Raw genomic sequence first — 21,764 nt, forward strand, 5'->3', positions numbered from 1 at the left:
TCGCAGTGATCAAGGTTCACAATATCAACATAAACAATTTTCAGAAAAATTAAAACAAAAAGGAATAACTCAGTCCATGTCTCGAAAAGGAAATTGTTTAGATAATAGCATCATTGAATCATTTTTTGGAACATTAAAAAGAGAATGTTTTTATGGTCGCGAAAAAGAATTTTTAACTTTTAAACAATTTCACAAAGCAATTGCAAATTATATTTATTATTACAATTACAAACGAATTAAAGATAAAATAAAATGAATGTCTCCCATTAAATTTAGGGAAACATTCATTTCAAATTATAATTAATTTAGTTATTTAAAATTTTATTAAGAAAAGGGTATCACCTCAGTATTATTCTAGTTTAAATATATCCATTGTACAATAGAAAAAGTAAAAAATATTACTTTTTCACAAAATAAAAAAATAGTGAACATTCTAAAATAAGTAAAATTTTCAATTTTTAAATTTAGTTATAAATAAGTTATTTTATTTAGTAATAAAAAGCTTTTATATAATTTTTACTAATCTTTTTTAATATTTATTAGGAATTTAATAGTATTTAAAAATACTAAAAACCTTCCTTTTGGAAGGTTTTTTATCAAAAATAACTATTTAAAATATTATTAGTTAAATGTTTATAGCTAATAAACAAAAAATTTAAGATATATCTTATTTTATTGTATTAAAAAACTATTTTTTAGCTTTAAAAATGAATTATTATTTTAAAATTTAATCTTATGTTAAAAATAATAGCTAAAGAAAATGATCATGGAAGAACATTACTAAAATTTGTGGCTAAAATTTTGCAAAATTATAGCACTTCTCAAATAGAAAAACTTTTTAGAAAAAAAGAAATTAAAGTTAATAAAAAACCACAAACAAAAAAATACATTGTTCAGCAAGATGATATTATTCAAATTTACACAAATGAAAAATTAGATAAATTAAAAACTCAAGAATTAGAAAATCAAACAAAAAAATATATACCTAGAAAAATAAAGTTTGATTTTGATGTAATTTATGAAGATGAAAATATTTTAGTGTTAAACAAACACATTAATGTCGCTGTTCACGATGGTGTTTGAAGTTTAGATAATCAAGTTTCAAAATATTTAAAAACGCAAAAAATTAATTCATTTACCCCTTCTCACATCGGTCGTTTAGATAAGGCAACTTCTGGTTTGATAATTTATGCTAAAAATTACTTTTCTTTAGTGGAATTAAACAAAAAACAAAATTCTTTTTTAAAATACTATATTTTTCAATCAGATATTGAAATTAAGAAGGAATTTGAAGTAAAAATTAAGATAGAAAAAAATGAAAAATTAAAAAAAATGCAAGTTACAAACAAAGAAACAGCCACTGTTGCATTAACTCATTTTTTTAGTTCTAAAAACTTAAAAATAGCTCAAATTTTAACTGGTAAAAAACACCAAATAAGAGTATCCTTAGAACATCTGGGATATCCTATTTATGGAGACACTAAATATGGTGGTAAAAAAAATAAAAGATTATTTCTTCATTCTTATAAAATAATTTGTTTAAATTTAGAAGGTAAATTAAAATATTTAAATAATAAAACTTTTATAAATCTACCAAACTGATAGGAAAAAATGGAAAAAGAAAAAATTATAGAATTAGCTAAATTGCTTTACTTTAAACCAACAGAAAAAGTTATTAACTTACTTTTAGATGAAGAAAAAAAAGTGTTAAATGGCTTAAAACAAATAGATAAATTGGATTTATCCAATGTTGAGCCATTAGATAGAGTTGATGAAAAATTAGAAGATCTAAAATACTTAAGAAAGGATGATATATTACTTTCTAAAGAAAAAATGAAGGAAAATCAAGCAATTTTATTTAAAAATTCAACTCATACAAAAGATGGAAAAATAGTAATTAAGAAGGTGATTAATGATTAAGAATTTAGGTAATTTTGAAGTAGCAAAAGCAACTTTAAAAGAGGATAAAAATAACACAGTTTACTTCATTTTTGAAGAAAAATTGAATAAATTAAAAGATAATAATAAACTTTTAAGTGATAGTGTCTTTACTATAAAAGCAAATTTTGCAAATATTTATGATAGAGTGACTGGTTCTTCAAAATCACTTGAAAATTTTAGACCTTCTTATAATGCAACTGTTATAGAGAAACTCATTAATGAAGGCGCAAATCCTGTTGCCATTACAAACTGTGATGAATTAGGACTTGGAGGTCTTGGATTATTTTCAGCTAATGGACCAATTTATAATCCTTTAGATTCAAGCAAAATAGTTGGAGGTTCTTCTTCTGGGGCTGCAGCAACTATTAATGAAAACATCTCTTTTGCAATCGCTTCAGATACTGGAGATTCTGTAAGAAGACCTGCTGCTTTTGTTGGAAAAGTAGGTTTTAAACCTTCTTACGGAGCTGTATCTCGTTATGGTTTATTTTCTTATTCAACTTCATTAGACACTGTGGCTTGATTAACAAATAATATTAATGATGCAGCTCAAGTAGCAAAAGTTATTTATGGAAAAGATGAAAACGATTTAAGTTCAAAAGATGTCGAAATTCAATCATTATCACTTGATTTTCAAGCAAACAAACAAGATTTTAAACCAAAAAAAGTAGCTGTTTTAAACCTATTTAAATTTGTAAAAAGCTATGTTACTAAAGCATTTCATAAAGTAGTTCACCAATTAATTAAAGAAAATGTAGATGTCAAATTTATTGATGTAGATGAAGAACTTTTAAGATGCATTGATCCTGTTTATTCTATTATAACTTATTCAGAAGCTACTTCTAACTTATCTGCAATTAATGGATTAACTTTTGCAAATGCGCAACCAAATCAAACTTGAGAACAAATTTTTGAACAAACAAGATCACAATTTGATTACCACCTTCAAAAAAGACTAATTTTAGGTTCATATTATTTAGCTAAAGACAACCAAGAGAAATTTTTTATCAAAGCAAAAAAAGCAAGAAGAGTTATTAAACAATACTATAATCAAATCTTAAATCAATATGATTGCGTAATCTTTCCAAGTTATATCGGAGTTGCACCTGATGTTGAAAATATTGAAAATTCTTCTAGTGATAAAGACAATTTTTTAGATTATATTTTGACTTTAGCTAACTTAGTAGGTAATCCTTCAATTAGTATTCCATTAGCTAAATTTAATAACTTACCTTTTAGCTTAAGTGTAGAATCCAAACTTTATGACGATGCTAATTTATTAAAATATTCACTTTATTTTGAAGACTTAATTAAATCTTTAACAAAGGAGAATAATAATGGAAACTAAAAAATATGTTCCTGTTATTGGAGTAGAAATTCATTTAGAATTAAATACAAAAACTAAAATGTTTTCTCAAGCCATAAACTCATTTTCAAAAGAAGAAAATACAAACATTTCTTTAATTGATTTAGGCTTTCTTGGTACTTTACCTAAAGTCAATGAAGAAGCTGTTAAAAAAGCTATTTTCTTAGCTTCTGCTTTAAATATGAACATAGAAAGCGCGCTTTGTTTTGATAGAAAAAATTATTTTTATCCTGATTTACCAAAAGGTTATCAAATAACTCAACAATTCAGACCAATAGGAACTAATGGATTTATTAATATTCCAACTCAAGAAAATCAACAAAAACAAATAGCAATTCAAAGAATTCACTTAGAAGAAGATACAGCAAAACAAATTCACAAAGATGAATTTACATATTTAGATTACAACCGAGCTGGAGCTCCTTTAATAGAAATAGTTACCTATCCTGTAATGTCTTCAGCAGAAGAAGCAGCTGCTTATGTTGATGAAATTAGAAAATTAGCTTTATTCTTAAAGATATCTGATGCCAAACTAGAAGAAGGATCACTAAGAGCTGACATTAATCTTTCATTAAAAGAAGCAACATCAAATGAATTCGGAACTAAAGTAGAAATTAAAAACATCAATTCCATTTCTAATATCAAAAAAGCAATCAACCTTGAAATCGAAGAACAAACTAATCTTTTAAACTATGCACAAAAAGTTCAACAAGTAACTAAAAGATATGATGACAAAAATAATTTAAACAAAGTTTTAAGAGAAAAAACTGATTCTGTAGATTACCGTTATTTTCCCGAAACAAACATTCCTTGTTTTGCACTAACAAATGAGTACAAAAATCAAGTACTTTTAGAAATCAAACCAACACCAGAACAAGTCAAACTAAAATTAAAAGAAGCTTTAATTAGTGATTTCTATATTGATCAAATTTTAAACAATGTAGATTTTTGAGAATATTTAGATTCTGTTGATTATCATAATTTAGAAAAAACAACTAAAGTTTTTTTTGCTGAAATTGTTCCAATTATCAATAAAGTGGGATTTCAAAATCTCAATATAAAACCTTCTTTTTTAAAGCAAGTCTTAGAAAAATTAGAAGAAAATAAAATTAATTTACAACATGTTAAAAAAATCTTACCAATCAAAAACAAAGAAGTTAACTTAACATTAGATGAAATTATCCACAATTTAGACATAAAAGTGTACACTAAAGAAGAATTGGAAACATTACTTGATGAACTAATCAATGAACATCAAGAATATATCTCAAAAAACACTAACAACAATGACAAAACAGAGAAATTTTTAATGGGTCAGGCAATGAAAAAAACCAAATCTAATGCAAATCCAACTGAACTAAGCGAGATAATTTCAAAAAAATTAGCTTTTAACTAATCATATTTTTTCTTCACAATTAGGAAAAAATGAAGAAAAAATATTTTTATTTTTTGTATTATTCATAAATAATCTAAAATTTATAAATATGGAAATAGAACATATAATACGTAATGTCACTCTTACTAAAACAGAAAAACATTTAGAAGACTATATAATGGCCAATATAAATTTATTTTTAGAACAATCAATGCAGGAATTTGCAAAAAGAGCGGATGTTGCTACATCTTTAGTCACCCACTATGTCAAAAAAATTGGTTATAAAGACATTAATCATTTTCGTCGTACACTTTTGCAAGCTAAAGTAAGAGAAGAAAAAATAGCTCCAAATGAGTTAACTTTCTACGTTGAAAAAACTAATTTATTATATTTTACTTCTATTGAAAAAACACTAAGACAACTAAACATTGAAGCTCTTGACAAAGCAATATCTATTTTGAAAAAAACCAAAGTTACTTTTGTTTATGGTTTAGGAACATCAAGACAAATTGCACAAGAGATGCAAAATGCTTTATTAAACATTGAATTTGTTTCTATTTTAGCTAACTCAATTGATGATATAGTTTTATACTCACAATCCTATAAATATGAAGATATTTCAGTGATAATCTTTTCAAAAAATTTAGATTCACCTGAATTTAGGTTTTTACTCCAAGCTGCTGAAAAATTCCGCTTTAATTTAATTATAATTACACAAAATTACAACATCAAAGCAACTGATAACATTGCTGTAGTTAATTTTGCAACAGTTGAACAAAAAAACAGAAGAATTGCTCTTACTTCAAAAATTAATCAAATGTTTATAGCTGATATTATTGTTAGAAAAATATCTAACAACAAAGTATGACAACCTAATGAGTTATATGAATATTTCAGTCAAAATTGAAAAGCTAAAAAGGGAAACTGATAATGATAAAAAGGAATATCAAAGTCTTTGATAATCAAACGCGAGCAAATGAATTTTTACTTGATTTATTAACCAACAAAATCAAACACAAATTAATCAAAAACATAGGATTACCAACTGGTTCAACACCTATTGAATTTTATAAACTCTTTGCAAACAAAGTAAATACAGAAAAAATTGATGTTAGTGAAATAACAACTTTTAACTTAGATGAATATTACAGATTAGATCCTAAAGATGAGCAAAGTTATCATTTTTTTATGTTTAAACATTTGTTTTCTAAAATAAAATTCAAAGCTAATTACTTTCCAAAAAGCGCAAAATACGATAGCCAAATCAAAGCAGCAGGTGGTTTAGATTTTCTAATTTTAGGTGTTGGAAACGATGGGCATATTGCTTTTAATGAACCAGGGAGTTTAAAGAGTTCACAAACAAGAATTATTAATTTAAAACCTGAAACAATCCAAGCAAATTCTCGTTTTTTTAAATCCATTGATGAAGTTCCTAAAAAAGCAATCACAATGGGTCTTGATACAATATTCAAAGCAAAACAAATTGTTGTTCTAGCTTTTGGTCCAGCAAAGAAAAAAGCACTTCAAAGCTTTGTAAACTCAACTAAATTTAATTCACAATTGCCAATTAGTGCTTTATTAAATCATCCAAATACAATGATTTTAACTGATCAAAAATTATAATTTATTAGCTTGTAAAAGTTTTAAAACACCAACCAATCTGGCACTATTTTTTAATTGGGTTGGTTTTATCTTTGTCTTAAATGGAGTATTTGATAATTCTTGATAAAAATATTCTTCAATTTTCTTCAAAAATATAGGACTTAAATAGGAAATTCCCCCTCCGAAAATTACTTCATCAAGATCAAAATAGATAGAAACTTGTGCTAAAAATTGAGCAACATTTTTTAAATAAGAATTTAAAATGTTTCTAAACTCAACATTAGATTGATATATCATATTAAAGTTTTCAGTATCAGTTGAGCTTAGTTCAAATTCTTGTTTTAATTTGTTATTAAAACTACTAAAACTTAGAAAATCATTCAAGTTTTTATTATTTCATTTTGTATAACCTAATTCACCAATTAAAAAGTTTTTACCTCTTAATAATTTACCATCTCTAACAATTCCTGTTCCTTCACCAGTGCCAAAAGTAACTAATGCAAAATTTTTACTTGAAGATTTACGAATTTCAGAAAAAGCTGCAGCTTTTGCATCATTTTCTGTTCAAATTGGAACATTAAATTATTTAGCTAACAAACGAAAATTTGTTCCTTTTAAAACTTCTAAATTATTGCCAGCATAAACAATTTTATGTCTTTGATTATCCACAACTCCTGTTGAAGCAATTCCTATGGCTTTTAGTTGTTCTGCATATGGTTTGATTAATTCTTTTAATTGCTTGATAATGTTTTTGTGATCAGTTTTAACTTTGTTTTCAAAAACAAATTTTGCTCTTGCTGTTGATAAAGCATATTTAATATGAGTTCCACCTACATCTGCTAAAAAATAGTACTTCATTTTTCTTCTTTTTCCTTTAATTTTTAAACAATAAGCAAATAGTATTTTATCTAATTTTTACATAGTAAAAAAATGAAATTATTTTACATTTAAAATTTGACAATTTTCACTTACTTATAATTTTACTGTTTTATACTTTAAATTTTTACAGAAAGGTTTTTATTATGAACAAAAAATATCAAGGACTATTCCCTGCATTAATCACTCCATTTGATACCAAAAGAAAAAGTGGATTACGCTGCTATTGATAAATTAGTAGAGTATCTAATTAATGTCCAAAAAATTGACGGATTTTATGTAACAGGTTCAACTGGTGAATTTTTAACATTGTCTTTACAAGAAAAAGAAAAAATTCTTGAAAGAGTAGCAAAAGCTACAAAAAAAGAGTTATCTTAATTGCTCAAGTAGGTAATGTGAATGTTCATGAAGTAGTTTACTTAGGTAAAAAAGCAAAAGAATTTGGATTTGATGCAGTTAGTGAAATTACTCCATATTATTACAATTTTTCTTTCCAAGAAGTTAAATCTTACTATGAAGAAATTACAAAAAATGTAGATTTACCTTTATTTATCTACTACTTACCTCAATTAGCTGGTAAAAAATTGGTGTTAAAGAATTTGGTGAATTATTAAGCATCAAAAATGTTGTTGGTGCTAAATATGGTTCAACAGATATTTTCTTATTCGAAAGACTTCTTAGAACCTATCCTGATAAATTATTCTTATTTGCTTTTGATGAAGCAATAGCACCTGCTTTAACCCTTGGAACAAAAAGTTTTATTGGATCTACTTATAACATCAACACAAAAGGAGCTAGAGCAATAATTGACGCTTTTGAAAAAGGTGATAAAGAATTAGTACAAAAATCTGTACATAAATACAATGATTATGTATCTAAATTAGTTGATATGGGAGTAATGGCTGGAATTAAAGCTGTTTTTGAAGTAGAAGGAATTATCCACGGAACAACTAGAAAACCTTTCTACCAATATGACCGTAGTACTCTATTAGAAAAAGCAAAAGAACTACAAAAAATTATTAAACAATAATATGAATTTTTCTTGATTAGACTGAGTTGTGATAGTGTTTTACCTTCTTGCTATGTTAGCAATGGGTGCTTTCTTCTTTTTACAAGCAAAAGGCCAGAAAGCAAAAGGTCAATTCAATAACTCAAAATATTTAACAGCTAAAGGAATGAAAATTCCTGCTTTAGTAATTGGTTTATCTATTTGAGCTACAGGACTTAGTTCAATTACATTTTTATCAACTCCAGGTTTAGCTTTTAAAACAGGATGAATGTCAGCTATAGCACAACTTTCTTTTTTCTTAGTTGTACCGATTTTAATTAAATTTGTAGTTCCTTTTTATTGTAGAATGAGGGAATCTACTGCTTATGCTTATTTAGAGAAAAGATTTCATTATTCTTTACGTGCAATTGCTTCAATTTCCTTTATTTTATTTCACATTTTTAGAATAGCAATTGTTTTATATATTCCTACATTAGCACTGTCTTTATTTGTTAATATTAATGTTATTTACTACTATTTATTGTTATTGTTGTAGTAGTAATTTCAACATTTTTAGATGGTTTTAAAAGAGTGCTTTGAACTGATGCGGTTCAAGGTTTTATTCTCTTTTTAGGAATTTTATTAATTTTAATCTTTGGTTTAGTAAATACCCACTGAAGCTCACCTAATTTAAAATATTCTTTCTTTACTAAAGAATCACAATGAAAAATAGATTTCGCTTCAGGAGGAATTTTCTTCATTTTCCTTTCTAAAATCATTGAAAATACTTTTTACTCACACAGCTAGCCAAGACATAGTACAAAGATATAAAACAGGACACAATATTGGTTCTGTTATTAAATCAATTTACATCAATGTAATTTTAGTTCTTGTAACCATAATAATTTTTTACGGTGTTGGATCAATGTTGTATACTTACTATTCTTCTAAAGGATATGATGTCGATGATCGAACTGCTATATCAACAATAGTACAAGTGAAAAATGCAGCTAATAATCAGTTGTTATCATACTTTATTATTTCTGTACTACCAATAGGAATTAGTGGACTTATTCTTTCATCGGTATTTGCTGCTAGTCAATCAACGATTTCTTCTTCATTAAATTCTTTAGTTACAACTATTATTGTTGATTTTTGAAAATATTTTTGACCAAAAACAAGTGATAAAACTTTAAATTTATATTCTAAAATCTTAATAGTTGTCTTTGGTGCTTTTGGTTTTCTCGTTGCAGCTTTATTAATTTATACAAAAGAAGGAAATATAATAAATTATTTCCTATCCATCATTGGTTTATTTGCTGCACCTGTTGCAGGGACCTTTATTTTAGGTATTTTTACTAAGAAAACTAATTGAAAAGGGGCTCTATCTGGTTTAATTTGTGGTTTTGCTGTTTCATTACCTCTATGAATAATGACACAAAGATTCATTCCAAGGCAAGCTCGTATTAATCTTGGACCTGCTTGAATTACAATCATATCATTTGTTATTTCTCTTGGTATTGGCTATCTTTCATCTTTTCTTTTTGCTCTAGATATGGTTGATAAATCAATTGTTAATTTAAGTATTTGAACAAAAACAACTGAATTTAATACACTTTTAAAACTAGAAAAAGAAATTTACAAAAAGAAAAAATGTTACAAAAAACACAACAAGGACAAGAAGAACTTAAGAATCTAGTAAATCAACTAAGTGATCTTACAAAAGTTGTACATAGCCAGATTCAAAACAATCAAGTTTAATTTTGATTATGGAAAAATTATTAAAAAATAAGGCATTTATTGTTTCTTGCCAAGCTTTAAAAGGCGAACCTTTATACGGTGGTAAAACTGTATTAAAAATGGCCAAAGCAGCTGTAGCTTCTGGTGCAGAAGGCATTAGAACTAGTCAAATTAATAACATCAAAGACATTATTAACGCTGATTTAAAAGTTCCTATTATTGGTATTATCAAAAAAAGTATCACGGAACTGATGTTTTTATTACACCTACCATTAATGAACTTAAAAAACTAATTGAAACAAAAGTTGATATTATCGCTATTGATGCAACTTTAAGAACCAGACCAAAGAAAAATACTTTAGAACAACTAGTAGAATTTTTTAAAAATAATAAATTTGAACACCAAAAATTAATAGCTGATTGTTTGGATTATGATGATGTACAAAAAGCTATTGAACTAGGTTTTGATTACATTGGAACAACATTGCGTGGATATACAAAACAAACACAAAATCAAAGCTCAACAGAAAAAAATTATGAATTCTTAAAATGAGCTGCTCCATTGTGATGTGCTAATAATATTAAATTAATTGCTGAAGGTGGTTTTGATACTCCAATCAGAGCAAGAAATGGACTTTATTTAGGAAATACAGATGCAGTTGTTGTAGGTTCAGCAATTACTCGTGTTCAATATATAACAAAACAATTTTATGACAAAATAAAAATATAATTTGTCAGCTTAAAAATAAAAAAAGAGAACAAAAATTCTCTTTTTTTACTAAAATAATTCTTTTTAAAAGAGAAAAATATTATTATAGTAAAATTAAAATATTAACTAATAAAACCAATAGGAGGTAATATGTCTGGCGCTCATATAGCAATTACTATCATTTTGCCTTTTGTTTTATTTTTAATTATTATTTTTGTTTTTTCTTTTGAAAAACATTATTCTAAACTTGCAATTAAATCTTTAAAAGACTTTGAATTAGACCAATATTTTTATTTAAAAGAAGCAAACAAACAAGATTTAAAAGCTTTTTTTCTTATCAAAGCTTTGTTATATTTCTTAGTTATTGTTGCTTTTTTTATTGTTTCTATAATTATGGTCGTCATATTTAATGCATCCGATTCGAGATTATCTAACATACAAAAAGATCAAGCTTTTTGAATAATTAGTTCTATTAGTTTTATTGCTTTAATTCTTCTTATCTCTTTGCATTTATTTGTTTCTTCTAAAATGTTTCTAAAATCTAGAAATTTGGTTCTTGATCTAGTAAAAAACAATAACGCTAATTCGCTAATAGAGAAATTATTTAACAAATACACTGATCAAATTAATCTTCAAGATTTTGATTTTGAAATGCAAGGAGAACTTTTTTCTAAATTAAAAATAATTTTAAATAAAGCTAAAAATAAAAGTATAAAATTGACATCTACTTCATTTACTAAAGAATCTATCTTCTTTAAATCCTTCTATTTATTTAGTCAATACTTTTATACTTTTGTTGATAAAAACTTTAAAGATCACTTAATTTATTATTATCAAAATAAAAAAATAGAAAGCAAGCAATTTAATTTATACATATTAATTTGAATTTATCAAAATGTCTACCAAAAAATCTAAAAAACAAAGTGAACAAGTTATTAGTTTTTATTTTGATGATGCAGGTATATTTCACACAAACAGTAATGATGAAGTATTTGTTTATGCTGGAATGTATTTCTTAAATGAAAATGAATATTTAAAAATTCATAATAAGTTTTTAGCTTTTGAAAATCATTTAAGAAATATAAAAATTTATAAAAATCTTAAAGAAATCAAGGCTTCTAAAGTAAAGCGTGAGCACAAAGAACAAATTTTTAATATTACAGATTTTTCTTCAATAATTTTAGTTGCTACATATTTTTATGAAATAAATCCTGAAATTCTAAGTAAAAAAGAAAGTATTGGGCGATTTAAAGATTATATGATCAAAAAAATAATTCGTAATACACTTGAAAAATTGATTATTGAAAATAAAATTGATACAAATCAAAAACTAACTATTAGGCTTCGTTTAGATCAACAAACCAATAAATCAAATGGTTACTATGATTTAACTGAGTTAATTTTGGCTGATTTAAAAGGAATTTCAAATCCTGAATTCAATGATGTTTTAATTTCAAATGTTGAAATAACAACTAAATATTTAAATTCAAGGCATACTCCTGTTATTAGGGTTTGTGATTTTGTTGCAAATCTATCTTTTAATTATTTAAACAGCAATGAAACAGATAATATTAATCAATTTTTAAAACGATTTTATAAGTTTATATTTGTACCTTGAAATCAAATTAAAAAAATTAAATAAAACCGCCATAAAAAAACAAAAAACAAAAAAAAGAGCGAAAGCTCTTTTTTTGTTAAAAGATAACCTTTAAAAAACTTAGTCTAATAAATCTTTAGAATTATTTGTTTTCTAGTAAATGCTTTTGATTTAAGATCTCAGAATGTTTTAAGCTTCTTCTTTAGCAAATTTATCATATTGATCTTGAAAGTAACTTAAGAATTTACTTTTAATTTTTTCTAATGATTTGTATTGATTTTCTTGATGTGCTTGTTTTATTTGCTATTTAGATATTTGTTTATCTTTGAGTATCAATTAGATATATTTTTTACAAAGGTTTGTTGTTCTTCTTTAGATAAAGAAGATACCGATTTTATAATTTCATTATGTAATTCTATTTGTTTTTCTGTTTTTTGATTTATATTAAGATTAATTTAAACACGAACTATTTTTAATGTCGGAACTGAATTTTTCTAATGTAGATCTAATTGAATCTAAAACTCTATTAGAAAAAATGTTTGTTTGTCAATTTTGAAAATAATTTCTTGTTTGGTAGAAGTTAAATGCATATCTATATCTATAACTTTCATATTACCTGATTGACTAGTTTTTATTCCAACGATAGTTCGAAATGCAGTAGTAGCTTCTAATCGTGTTTTTGTATTTACAAATGAAATAAATGCGACAGAAAAAATTAATCCAGATAAAGCAAGCAGAAAACTAGAACTTTTTCGAAATTAATTCTTTTGTTTTTACCTCTTTTATTTTTTGTTTGGTTATGGATTATATATAAATAATATAAACTTTGTAGAATAATAACAACAACACACAATAAGTTAATTATTTAAAAGTTTAATAATAAAATTATAAAAATATAAAATCCATTTATATATTATAAAAAAATTTAGAAAATATTTCAAAAAAATTTTAAGAATTACCATAAAAGATAATGCAAAATAAATATTTTTAGACCAAAATTAAAGAAAATTTGTAAATTTTTGTTTATTTTCCTAAGCAAAAATTAGCAAAAATTGTATCTAACAAGCTATCACTTGTTAATTCACCAGTAATAGTTTTTAAATCTTTTCAAGACTGAGTCAAGTCAACTATTACTATATCAGGACTAAATCCATTTTTTAAAGAGAGAAAAGCATCTTTAAGATATGAAAAAGCAGATTTTATTAATGACAATGAACGGGTATTAGAGATAATTTCTTCATTTTCTGATATTTTATTTACAAAATGTTTTTTCATATATGATTCTAACTGACTAATATCTTTGTGCTTGGCACTAATTAAAATTTTGTCACTAGCGTCGAAATTTGAAGGATTTAAGTCTTTTTTATTATAAACCTTAATGTAATCTTTGTTTTTGCTATGTTCTTGAATTAATTTATCAAATTCATTTTCTTGCTTTGTTGCATCAATAATATGAATCACAATTGAAGCTTTTTCAATTTGTTCTAGAGATTTTTTAATTCCGATTTGTTCAATTTTATTCTTTGCTTTTCTAACTCCTGCAGTATCTACTAGTTTGAAAACAATATCAGATAAAACAAAGGAAGCTTCAACTACATCTCTTGTAGTTCCTGCAACATCACTAACAATTGACTTATCTTGTTCTATTAGTGCATTTAATAAAGATGATTTACCAACGTTAGGTGTACCAACAAGAGCAACTTTAATTCCTTCAAAGATAATTCTGCTCCTTTCAGAAGCTTCAATTGTCTTTTCAAATTTTGCTAATAAAGCCTCTAGCTTTGGTAATAATACTTCGGTTGTTAAAACTTCAACATCATCATATTCTGGATAATCAATATTTACTTCAATTATCGCGATAATATTTAACAAATCATTGATTAATTCATTAATAAAAATGCTTGTTTTACCAGAAAACTGCTTGATAGATAATTGTGCTTGTTTTTTTGTACGAGCCATAATTAAATCATGAATAGCTTGGGCTTTAATTAAATCCATTTTGCCATTTAAAAATGAACGACGAGAAAACTCTCCTCGCTCAGCAAGGCGAACATGAGGTTGTGAAAGTAGTAATTCCAAAATCAGATTTGTATTTAAAACCCCGCCATGAGCATTGATTTCAACTGTGTCTTCACCAACAAAGTTATTAGTTCCTTTAAATCATAAAACTAAAACTTCATCAATTAATTCTCCGTTATTGTGAATTAAACCATATGTTACTTCTCTTGAAGTTGTTCCAACGCGACCTTTGAAAATTTTAGCTACAGTAGTAAAAGCTTCAGGACCTGAAATTCTAATGATTGAAATTGCTTGATTTACTTGACCAGAAGCTATTGCTACTATTGTATCTTTAATCATTAGTACCCCATTTTTTGTTCATATTCTTCTAAAGTTCCTTTAAAAATATAGCTAGCATCTGAACGAATATCTAAAATCACATTAGCAACTTTTTTAATCATGGCTCTATTATAGGTAGTAAAAATAAGTCCTGAATTATAAGACTGCAAACCTTCAATTACAGAATCGATTGATTCAGAATCCAAGTGATCCAGTGGTTGGTCAAAAATTAAAAAATTAGATTCAGTTAACATCATTTTGGAAAACATCAATCTTACTTTTTCTCCTCCTGATGTTACTTGAACATTTTTAAATACTTGATCACCGTTAAAAAGCATACGCCCTAAAAAACTACGAATTCGATGATCTGAATTGTCTTTGTTTTCTTCTAAAGTATTATTTAAAGGTCATTGACTTAATCACTCGAGTAAATTTATATTTGCTACAAAAAAAGAAGCATTATTGCTCGGAAAATAGTCAAAATTAATTGTATTTCCTCAAGTAACGGTTCCTGTTGTTGGCTGTTCTTTTAAAGCTATAATATCTAGTAATTTTGTTTTTACTAAATCATCTTCACCAAAGATTACCATTTTTTCATTTGGCATTAAAGTAAAGGAAATATTATCAAATAAAACTTCATTAGTTTCTGGATTTACATAAGAAAGATTTTCAACTGTTAAAATTTGCTTGCCAGGCTTGGGATAGGTATTAAAACGAATAAAAGGATACTTTCTAGATGATGGTTTGATCTCTTCAAGAGTAATTTTTTCTAAAGATTTTTTTCTTGAAGTAGCTTGTGAAGATTTAGAAGCATTGGCAGAAAATTTTGCAATAAATGCTTGTAATTTTGCTATTTGTTCTTCTTTTTTTGCATTTGCATTTTTTTGCATCTCTTTAATAAGTGCTGAAGATTCTTTTCAGAAAGTATAATTTCCTGTAAATAATTTAACCTCTCCAAAATCAATATCAACAATATGAGTGCAAACTTGATCTAGAAAATCACTATCGTGAGAAACTACAATTACTATGTTTTTATAGTTAACAAGAAACTCTTCTAGTCATTTAATTGATTTAATATCAAGATGATTAGTTGGCTCATCCATAATTAAAATATCTGGTTCACCAAAAAGAGCTTTAGCTAGTAAAACTTTAACTTTTTGTGAAGCTTTTAAATCTTTTAGCTTTAAATTCCAAGCTTCTTTTGGAATATTAAGTTCTGATAATAAGCTTTGTGCATCATTTTCTGCATTTCAGCCACCTAAAATCCCAAATTGTTCTTCTAATTCACTTGCTCTTGTATAATCAGCTTCTGTTGCATTTTCATCTTGATAAATTCTATTCTTTTCTTCTTGAATCTTGTAAAGTTGTTCATTTCCCATTATAACAACATCAGTTACATTATATTCATCAAACTGATTATGATCTTGCGAAAGAACAGAAATTCTTTGTCCAGGAGTTTTAATTATTTGTCCTGAACTAGATTCAACTGCACCTGATAGAATTTTTAAAAAAGTAGATTTTCCAGCTCCATTAGCTCCAATAATTCCATATGTATTACCTTCTACAAATTTTAAATTTGCATTTTCGAATAGTTTTTTATCTGAAAAAATCTTTGATAACTCTATAATTTCTAACATTTGATTTCCTTTTTTAAAACTTTGAAAAACTTTTATTAATATTTTAATATATTTTAGTGTTTAAAAAAATAAAAATCAAACTGAATTTTAAGTTTGATTTTTACAGATTTTTATAAGTATTTAAATTTCTTTTAAAGCTTAAAATTCAAATCCTTCTTCTTTTAATTCTTTAGGAGAAAGTTCTACTAATAATGGGAATTGTTTAAGAATATCTCTTTTTTCAAACATTTTTATTAAGAAGAAATTAACAACTGGTAATCCTATAAATAGAAGTATTTGAACTATGAAAACAACAAAAGCATAAATTCAAGGAAGAAATACTCCTCCACTTGCAAAAAATCCTGCATTTGAATTTGCTCATGGAGCTTGGACTACTGCTGATATTAGTGAATAAATATATGCAACTTCCATAATTAATATTACTAAACAACCAAGAATTGTGATTGTGTGGAATGCATATTTATTATGTCTATTTTTTGGATTTGAAATTTTGTTTCTTTTTAAAGAATAAGTAGCTAGTGATAAACCATATAAAACAAAGAAGAAAATTGTAGGAGTATTTGACATATATTCTAGCAATGTATCTGTTCCTGAACCATATAAGTATTGTCCTTCTACTACTTTATTATCTACAACAACTTGTTTTAGAAATGGAGCAAACATACTTGGAAATTGAACAATTAAAATTCAAAAAGCAAATGTTACAGCTAATAAAATTCAAGCAGCTTTGGTTTCGCCCATTTTTTTAGCTAAAGCACGAACTCCAAAAACTGTTCTAATTCTTGCTTGATCTTGCATTTGAATTAAAGTTGCTGATGCCATTGCATTTGTAACTCCAATAACAGAAATTAGTAAGAAGAAAGTTACTACTATATTTATTGGTTTTGCTATTGATAAATCAAATACATCAGAGATAATTCCTCATATAGTTCCTGAGTTATGTAATATTGAAGAAACAGCTATAAGTGAGTAAACACTTACAATGATAATCATAGAAATAATAAGTGTTCTAGGTACTGTTTTTCTTGGATTTACAACTTTTTTTTGAAATAACCCAATTGATAAAAATGAGTCATATGCAAACAATACGCCAGGAAGAGCTAATATTAATTTACTTAAATCAAAAGTGGTATTTGAAAAGGCGTTTGGTAATTTTTGGTTTGTAAAATGTGAATTTGCCAAAGCAATCCCTATAATTAAAGCAAAAAGCAATGGAATAAACTTTAAGATTGTTGAGATAAGTGCGACTCATCCTGATATTTTTATTGATAATTGGTTTAGAACTAAATATAAAAGAATAAACACTGAACCAATTAAAAAATGTGCATAATAAGGAAGAGAAACATCTTTTCCAGCGGCTGAACCGATGAAATAAACTAACACTTCCGAAAGAATGACACCTAGTGTCATAGCAATGATTGGATAGTAGAAAAATGCATAAGAAAAACTTGTAAAATATCCTAGCTTCTTCCCTCCAGATCTGTATAATCAATTAGATAAACCATTTAATTTTGAAGGCTTCAGAAAACTTATTTCTGAAAAGTTTAATGCAACAATTAAAGAAATAACACCACCTACAACTCAGGCTAGTAATCATGTTATACCTTGACTGTCAGTTACTTTTTGGATGGAATTATTTTTGAAGAAAATCCCAACTCCAACAACAGAACCAACAAGCATTGCTAATGCTGCAAAAAAACCTAATTTTCTGGCGTTTTTTAATGTCATATTGTTCCTTTACAAAAATTTTTTCAGATAATTTAACAAAAAAATAATAAATTTTAAAAATTTATTGCTTTATTGTAAGAGCATTGAAATAACTATTCAATGGATGATTTAAATTGTCATAGGAATTTGTGGAAAAACAACACTATCTCATCAATTAATGGTGCAACTACAAATATGGATTCATTTTCTAATCCTTGAATTTCTTTACAAATTCCTAAAACTGTTTGCATTTGTTCAACTATAGCTTGTGTTGCCAGTCTTGATGTGATGAATTTTTTTGGAAATTGTTTTACTAAACTTGCTTTTAGTATGTTAGCATATTCTGTTTCCACACTTTGATCAAACATAATTAATTTTTCAGCTACTTCATCTACAAAATCTAATGATTTAGCTGAAAGATCGTCTGTGTATTTATGAAAAATAAAAAAGTCACTTCCTTTAATGTGTCAGTGAAAGTTTTTAACATTTGATTGGAACACTATTAATGTTGAAAATAATGTATTTAATTTTTCGAATAATTTGTTCATGAACTAAATAATACTACAAAAACCTTTTTTCAAAAACAAAAACTAAAAGCTTTTATTATAATTTATATAATTTAGTATGAAGGGAATTAAAATGGAAGAAAAAAAATTAATTTGACAAAAATATTTTAATAATTGTGAATTTGCTTTTGACTTTGCAGGAAGAAAAATCAAGTATTCTGACTATGAAAATGAAGACAGTGAACTGGCTTGAAGTATAGATTTTATGAGATCCAAAAATTTAAATGGTCCCAATAATGATTTAAATATGATTCCTGTACATATAAAAACAAAATCTGAAAAAGCTAATAATATCAATTTTTTAGCAAATGGAAGGTTTTTTCAAGTTAAAAAAGTCAGTTACAGGCCTAATAAACAAACTGATTTGCTTTATTTTATTGCTATGCAAAATAGTCATATAGAAAATATTGAACTTGAAAACAAATTAGCTTATAACTACTACTGAAACAAATTCAACAAATATTTATCTTTAAATTTCATTGAAGTAAATTATTTAATTGACTACAGTGATCCTGAAGAAATATGTTAATTAATAGGAAAAAATGAAAAATAAAGAAGAATTAGAAGAAAAAGAAAAACAAGAAAAAGAAGAATTTAAACAATTTCTAAAAAGCGATAAAGCTTTATTTGTTCCAACTCAAATAACTAATGATCCTTTTCAAAAATTTTACAAAGATGGTTTGAAATCAATTATTCCAATTTTAGAATTATTTTTTGAAGAATTTACCAAGGAAAATCAAGACTTATACGATGATATTGTTGAAGCTTTTTCAAAAATAAGTCAACTTAAACAAGAAATAAAAGATTATAAAAAGACAAACAAAATTATTTTTAAAAAATTCAAATTATTTTTAATTATTTTGCTTTGTTTTGTTATTATAGGATTTTTTTTGTTATCCAAATTCAAACAATATTGAAAAGATATTAGTGATTTTAACAATATTCATAAAGAAAAAGAAGCACAAATACAACAATTAGAAGATCATATTCAAAAATCCAACAGAAGACTATTTTCTTATATAAACTATAAAGATATTACTAATTTTGTATTTAAAAAATGAGGTTTTACTCTTTCTGATCAAGCATATAAATCTGTTTTTTATGACTTCAATCCAAAACGTTATAATATCTTTTTACAAGAAGGTTTCCATTTAAAACCTGATATTGTTGCTTTGGATAAAAATATTTCTTTTTTCTATAAATCAACTCCATTTGTAGATGGAGATTTAATAAGTCGTTTTTTTCGTCTAATTACAACATCTAAAAGTGAATCTTATCCATATACAGTTGTAGTTAGAAGAAAAGTTAATGGTCAATGAGTAAAAGAAATAGAAACTAGATATGAAACTCTAACTGCTATACACAATGAAAATACTCCTTTTTTAACATCCACTTCTGTGTTACTATCTAAAACTAACTTTCATCCAAATATTAGTTTTCATTTAAAATTGAACGAAAAAGGTTCTTCAAATAAAAAAATTAAGTTTGAAAATTCAGAATTTCAAAAGAAAATTAGACTCGATTTTCACGATGAAAATATTAGAAAAATTTCTTCTGATTATGATGAAAATGAAGAAAAATCAAGCAATTATTCATATGAAAATGAAATGTCTGCTTCAATTTTAGAATTTTTTACTATTAAAACACAAGAAGATATTGTGGCTTTGAAAAAGTCAGATAATTTAAATCAATTATATAAAATTGAAAACACGTTGTTAATAAATAGAGAATTTAACTCTGAAGTAGAATTTTATAAAGAAATTGATTCTATCAATGTTTTAAAAGAAGTTAATCTTACTATAGAGCCTAAAAAAAATTTCGATACTATACAAAAAATGAGTCATATTTATTTTGCTAGTTTAATAAAAGCAATGTCAACAATTATGATTTTTCCTGTTTTTAATAGAGAGAGTTATTTAACAAAACATAACTATAGAATTAGTCAACAAGAGCACGAAAATGATCAGCTCATTAAAGACGATTGACAAACATTAGCATGAACATATTGAAAATATTTTTCATTTTTAAAAGGTGGAAATACAACTAAAACATGATTGACTTTTGATCATCATCTAATTATTGATAACAATGGATCTAAAAATATGTTTGCTATTTATGCAACTCTTCATTCATATTATTCAAAATCATTATTAGATGATGTATTAGTCTGTGGAAGACACACAGGATGTCATCACATTTTAGTTCCTTTTGAACGCTATTATGAAATGAATGAAACAAAATGGATTTTTATTGTAAACAAAAAAGAAGCAAAAAATCTTGATAATCAAACAAATTCACAACAAAACTCAAATTCTTGACAAAACAACTGAACACAGTTTTCTTTTGTTCCCTACCAACTTCGAACATTTTTAAAATATATACAAATGTTTTCGCTAGAAAACAAATCAGAAAAAATGAAAGAACTCGAAAGTCTACTAAATAATAAAAATATTTATTCTATAGTAGAAGAAAACAGAACAATTATTTTAGTAAATGATACTTCAATTAATGAAAAAAAAATACTAAAAGTAGTACAATTAACAGATGAAATAATGAACGATTAGTTCAAAAAGTAAAGGAATATTATGTTATTAGATACAAGACAAGAAAGACCTGAAAACAAAGAAGGTTTTAATCCTAATGTACAAAATGAAGTAATTAATGCTGTAGCTACACAATCACAAAAGACTTCATTTTGAATCCTTGTTGTTTTAGGTTCTTTAACAGTTATTGGATTTTTTATATTTTTATATATTTGATTTGTAAGTTGACCTAACAAATTTAATTCCCAACAATTAAAAATCAATAACTCAGCTAGTTCAATCGAATTGAATCTAGCTAAAAGAAAAGATACTTTAATTAAGTTATTTGAACAAACAAAAGCATATTTAAAATTTGAAAATGATACATACACAAAAGTTGCTGAATTAAGATCTGGAAAAACAACAAAAAACAATATTAATGAATCTAACAAAGAACAAATTTTAATGAACTCTATAGCAAGAGATATTAACATCGCTTATGAACAATATCCAAACTTAAAAGCAAACTCAATTATTGTTGATCTTATAAGTGCAAGTCAATATATTGAAAATGAAATTGCTGCTTCAAGAAGACTTTACAATATGGATGTTACTCAATTTAACCAAAGCATTATGCTTTATCCAGCTGTTGTTAAAGCTGAAAAAATGAAATTATACACTCTACCTTTATTTGTTGCTTCTGAAGAACAAAAAAAAGGTGTTGATATGTCTGGTTTAAGTGATTTCAACAAATAATAAATCCAATAAAAAAAGCAAGAAAATACTTGCTTTTTTTATTTT

19 protein-coding genes and 3 pseudogenes are annotated in these 21,764 nt (G+C 25.5%); 16 read left to right on the forward strand and 6 right to left on the reverse strand.

Features of this window, described 5'->3' with window-relative positions; genetic code table 4:
• From F801_RS0101815 to F801_RS0101845, 7 genes are all read left to right on the forward strand, one after another.
• Positions 1-304 (forward strand): IS3 family transposase (locus tag F801_RS0101815; RefSeq protein WP_020104562.1); only part of this gene is annotated, 304 nt, incomplete at its 5' end.
• 431 nt (positions 305-735) lie between these two features.
• Positions 736-1,605: a pseudouridine synthase gene (locus F801_RS0101820; protein ID WP_020104563.1), complete on the forward strand. Its 870-nt coding sequence runs from the start codon at positions 736-738 to the stop codon at positions 1,603-1,605.
• A 6-nt stretch (positions 1,606-1,611) separates the two neighbouring features.
• The gene (locus F801_RS0101825) at positions 1,612-1,920 is read left to right on the forward strand and encodes a glutamyl-tRNA amidotransferase subunit C (RefSeq protein WP_013302390.1); all 309 of its coding nucleotides are present in this window, start codon (positions 1,612-1,614) and stop codon (positions 1,918-1,920) included.
• On the forward strand, positions 1,913-3,289 hold the full coding sequence (locus F801_RS0101830) for an amidase family protein (RefSeq protein ID WP_014335703.1): 1,377 nt from the start codon (positions 1,913-1,915) through the stop codon (positions 3,287-3,289). Before F801_RS0101825 ends, F801_RS0101830 begins: the two co-directional genes overlap by 8 nt.
• Entirely contained in the window at positions 3,279-4,703 is a 1,425-nt protein-coding gene (gene gatB / locus F801_RS0101835; protein ID WP_020104564.1) for an Asp-tRNA(Asn)/Glu-tRNA(Gln) amidotransferase subunit GatB, read from the forward strand. Before F801_RS0101830 ends, gatB begins: the two co-directional genes overlap by 11 nt.
• 88 nt (positions 4,704-4,791) lie before the next feature.
• Positions 4,792-5,613: a MurR/RpiR family transcriptional regulator gene (locus F801_RS0101840; RefSeq protein WP_014335705.1), complete on the forward strand. Its 822-nt coding sequence runs from the start codon at positions 4,792-4,794 to the stop codon at positions 5,611-5,613.
• The gene (locus F801_RS0101845) at positions 5,613-6,305 is read left to right on the forward strand and encodes a glucosamine-6-phosphate deaminase (RefSeq protein ID WP_013302394.1); all 693 of its coding nucleotides are present in this window, start codon (positions 5,613-5,615) and stop codon (positions 6,303-6,305) included. Before F801_RS0101840 ends, F801_RS0101845 begins: the two co-directional genes overlap by 1 nt.
• Here the strand turns inward: F801_RS0101845 and F801_RS04430 are convergent.
• Positions 6,300-7,142 (reverse strand): annotated as a pseudogene (locus F801_RS04430) (ROK family protein). The gene F801_RS0101845 and the pseudogene F801_RS04430 sit on opposite strands and share 6 nt — an antisense overlap.
• Positions 7,143-7,370: 228 nt before the next feature.
• On the opposite strand from F801_RS04430, the pseudogene F801_RS04305 reads away from it, so the two are divergent.
• A pseudogene (locus F801_RS04305) lies at positions 7,371-8,190 on the forward strand (N-acetylneuraminate lyase).
• A gap of 1 nt (position 8,191) precedes the next feature.
• Entirely contained in the window at positions 8,192-8,704 is a 513-nt protein-coding gene (locus F801_RS0101880; protein ID WP_015084276.1) for a sodium:solute symporter family transporter, read from the forward strand.
• Here F801_RS0101880 and F801_RS0101885 read toward each other — a convergent pair.
• Positions 8,673-8,927 (reverse strand): hypothetical protein, encoded by a 255-nt coding sequence (locus F801_RS0101885; protein WP_020104566.1) that lies wholly within the window; start codon positions 8,925-8,927, stop codon positions 8,673-8,675. The two genes, F801_RS0101880 and F801_RS0101885, sit on opposite strands and share 32 nt — an antisense overlap.
• Between F801_RS0101885 and F801_RS0101890 the strand changes: the two genes are divergently transcribed.
• From F801_RS0101890 to F801_RS0101905, 4 genes and pseudogenes are all read left to right on the forward strand, one after another.
• The gene (locus tag F801_RS0101890; protein WP_015084278.1) at positions 8,927-9,847 is read left to right on the forward strand and encodes a sodium:solute symporter family transporter; all 921 of its coding nucleotides are present in this window, start codon (positions 8,927-8,929) and stop codon (positions 9,845-9,847) included. The genes F801_RS0101885 and F801_RS0101890 overlap by 1 nt on opposite strands.
• A 160-nt stretch (positions 9,848-10,007) precedes the next feature.
• Positions 10,008-10,618, forward strand: a pseudogene (locus F801_RS04030) (putative N-acetylmannosamine-6-phosphate 2-epimerase).
• 129 nt (positions 10,619-10,747) lie between these two features.
• Positions 10,748-11,512, forward strand: a complete 765-nt coding sequence (locus F801_RS0101900; RefSeq protein ID WP_015084281.1) for a hypothetical protein — start codon at positions 10,748-10,750, stop codon at positions 11,510-11,512.
• Positions 11,493-12,239: a DUF3800 domain-containing protein gene (locus tag F801_RS0101905; protein ID WP_015084282.1), complete on the forward strand. Its 747-nt coding sequence runs from the start codon at positions 11,493-11,495 to the stop codon at positions 12,237-12,239. The genes F801_RS0101900 and F801_RS0101905 overlap by 20 nt, the downstream gene beginning before the upstream one ends.
• 978 nt (positions 12,240-13,217) lie before the next feature.
• Here F801_RS0101905 and mnmE read toward each other — a convergent pair.
• The 4 genes from mnmE to F801_RS0101930 form a co-directional block, all read right to left on the reverse strand.
• Positions 13,218-14,552 carry a tRNA uridine-5-carboxymethylaminomethyl(34) synthesis GTPase MnmE gene (gene mnmE, locus F801_RS0101915; protein ID WP_015084283.1) on the reverse strand — a complete coding sequence of 445 codons (1,335 nt, stop codon included), beginning with the start codon at positions 14,550-14,552 and terminating at the stop codon, positions 13,218-13,220.
• Entirely contained in the window at positions 14,552-16,168 is a 1,617-nt protein-coding gene (locus F801_RS0101920; RefSeq protein WP_014335707.1) for an ABC-F family ATP-binding cassette domain-containing protein, read from the reverse strand. The genes mnmE and F801_RS0101920 overlap by 1 nt, the downstream gene beginning before the upstream one ends.
• Before the next feature lie 138 nt (positions 16,169-16,306).
• Positions 16,307-17,896, reverse strand: a complete 1,590-nt coding sequence (locus tag F801_RS0101925) for an APC family permease (RefSeq protein ID WP_013302401.1) — start codon at positions 17,894-17,896, stop codon at positions 16,307-16,309.
• A gap of 92 nt (positions 17,897-17,988) precedes the next feature.
• Positions 17,989-18,423, reverse strand: a complete 435-nt coding sequence (locus F801_RS0101930) for a Dps family protein (RefSeq protein WP_014335708.1) — start codon at positions 18,421-18,423, stop codon at positions 17,989-17,991.
• Between the two features lie 91 nt (positions 18,424-18,514).
• Between F801_RS0101930 and F801_RS0101935 the strand changes: the two genes are divergently transcribed.
• From F801_RS0101935 to F801_RS0101945, 3 genes are read left to right on the forward strand one after another with little or no spacing between them, the layout of a single operon-like run.
• Complete coding sequence (locus tag F801_RS0101935) at positions 18,515-18,970, forward strand: hypothetical protein (RefSeq protein WP_020104567.1); 456 nt, start codon at positions 18,515-18,517, stop codon at positions 18,968-18,970.
• A 13-nt stretch (positions 18,971-18,983) separates the two neighbouring features.
• Positions 18,984-21,005, forward strand: a complete 2,022-nt coding sequence (locus tag F801_RS0101940) for a hypothetical protein (protein WP_020104568.1) — start codon at positions 18,984-18,986, stop codon at positions 21,003-21,005.
• A 21-nt stretch (positions 21,006-21,026) separates the two neighbouring features.
• On the forward strand, positions 21,027-21,719 hold the full coding sequence (locus F801_RS0101945) for a LemA family protein (protein WP_014335710.1): 693 nt from the start codon (positions 21,027-21,029) through the stop codon (positions 21,717-21,719).
• The last annotated feature ends 45 nt before the right edge of the window (positions 21,720-21,764 follow it).

Source organism: Mesomycoplasma hyorhinis ATCC 17981 (assembly GCF_000383515.1).
GTDB classification, from domain to species: Bacteria; Bacillota_I; Bacilli_A; order Mycoplasmatales; family Metamycoplasmataceae; genus Mesomycoplasma; species Mesomycoplasma hyorhinis.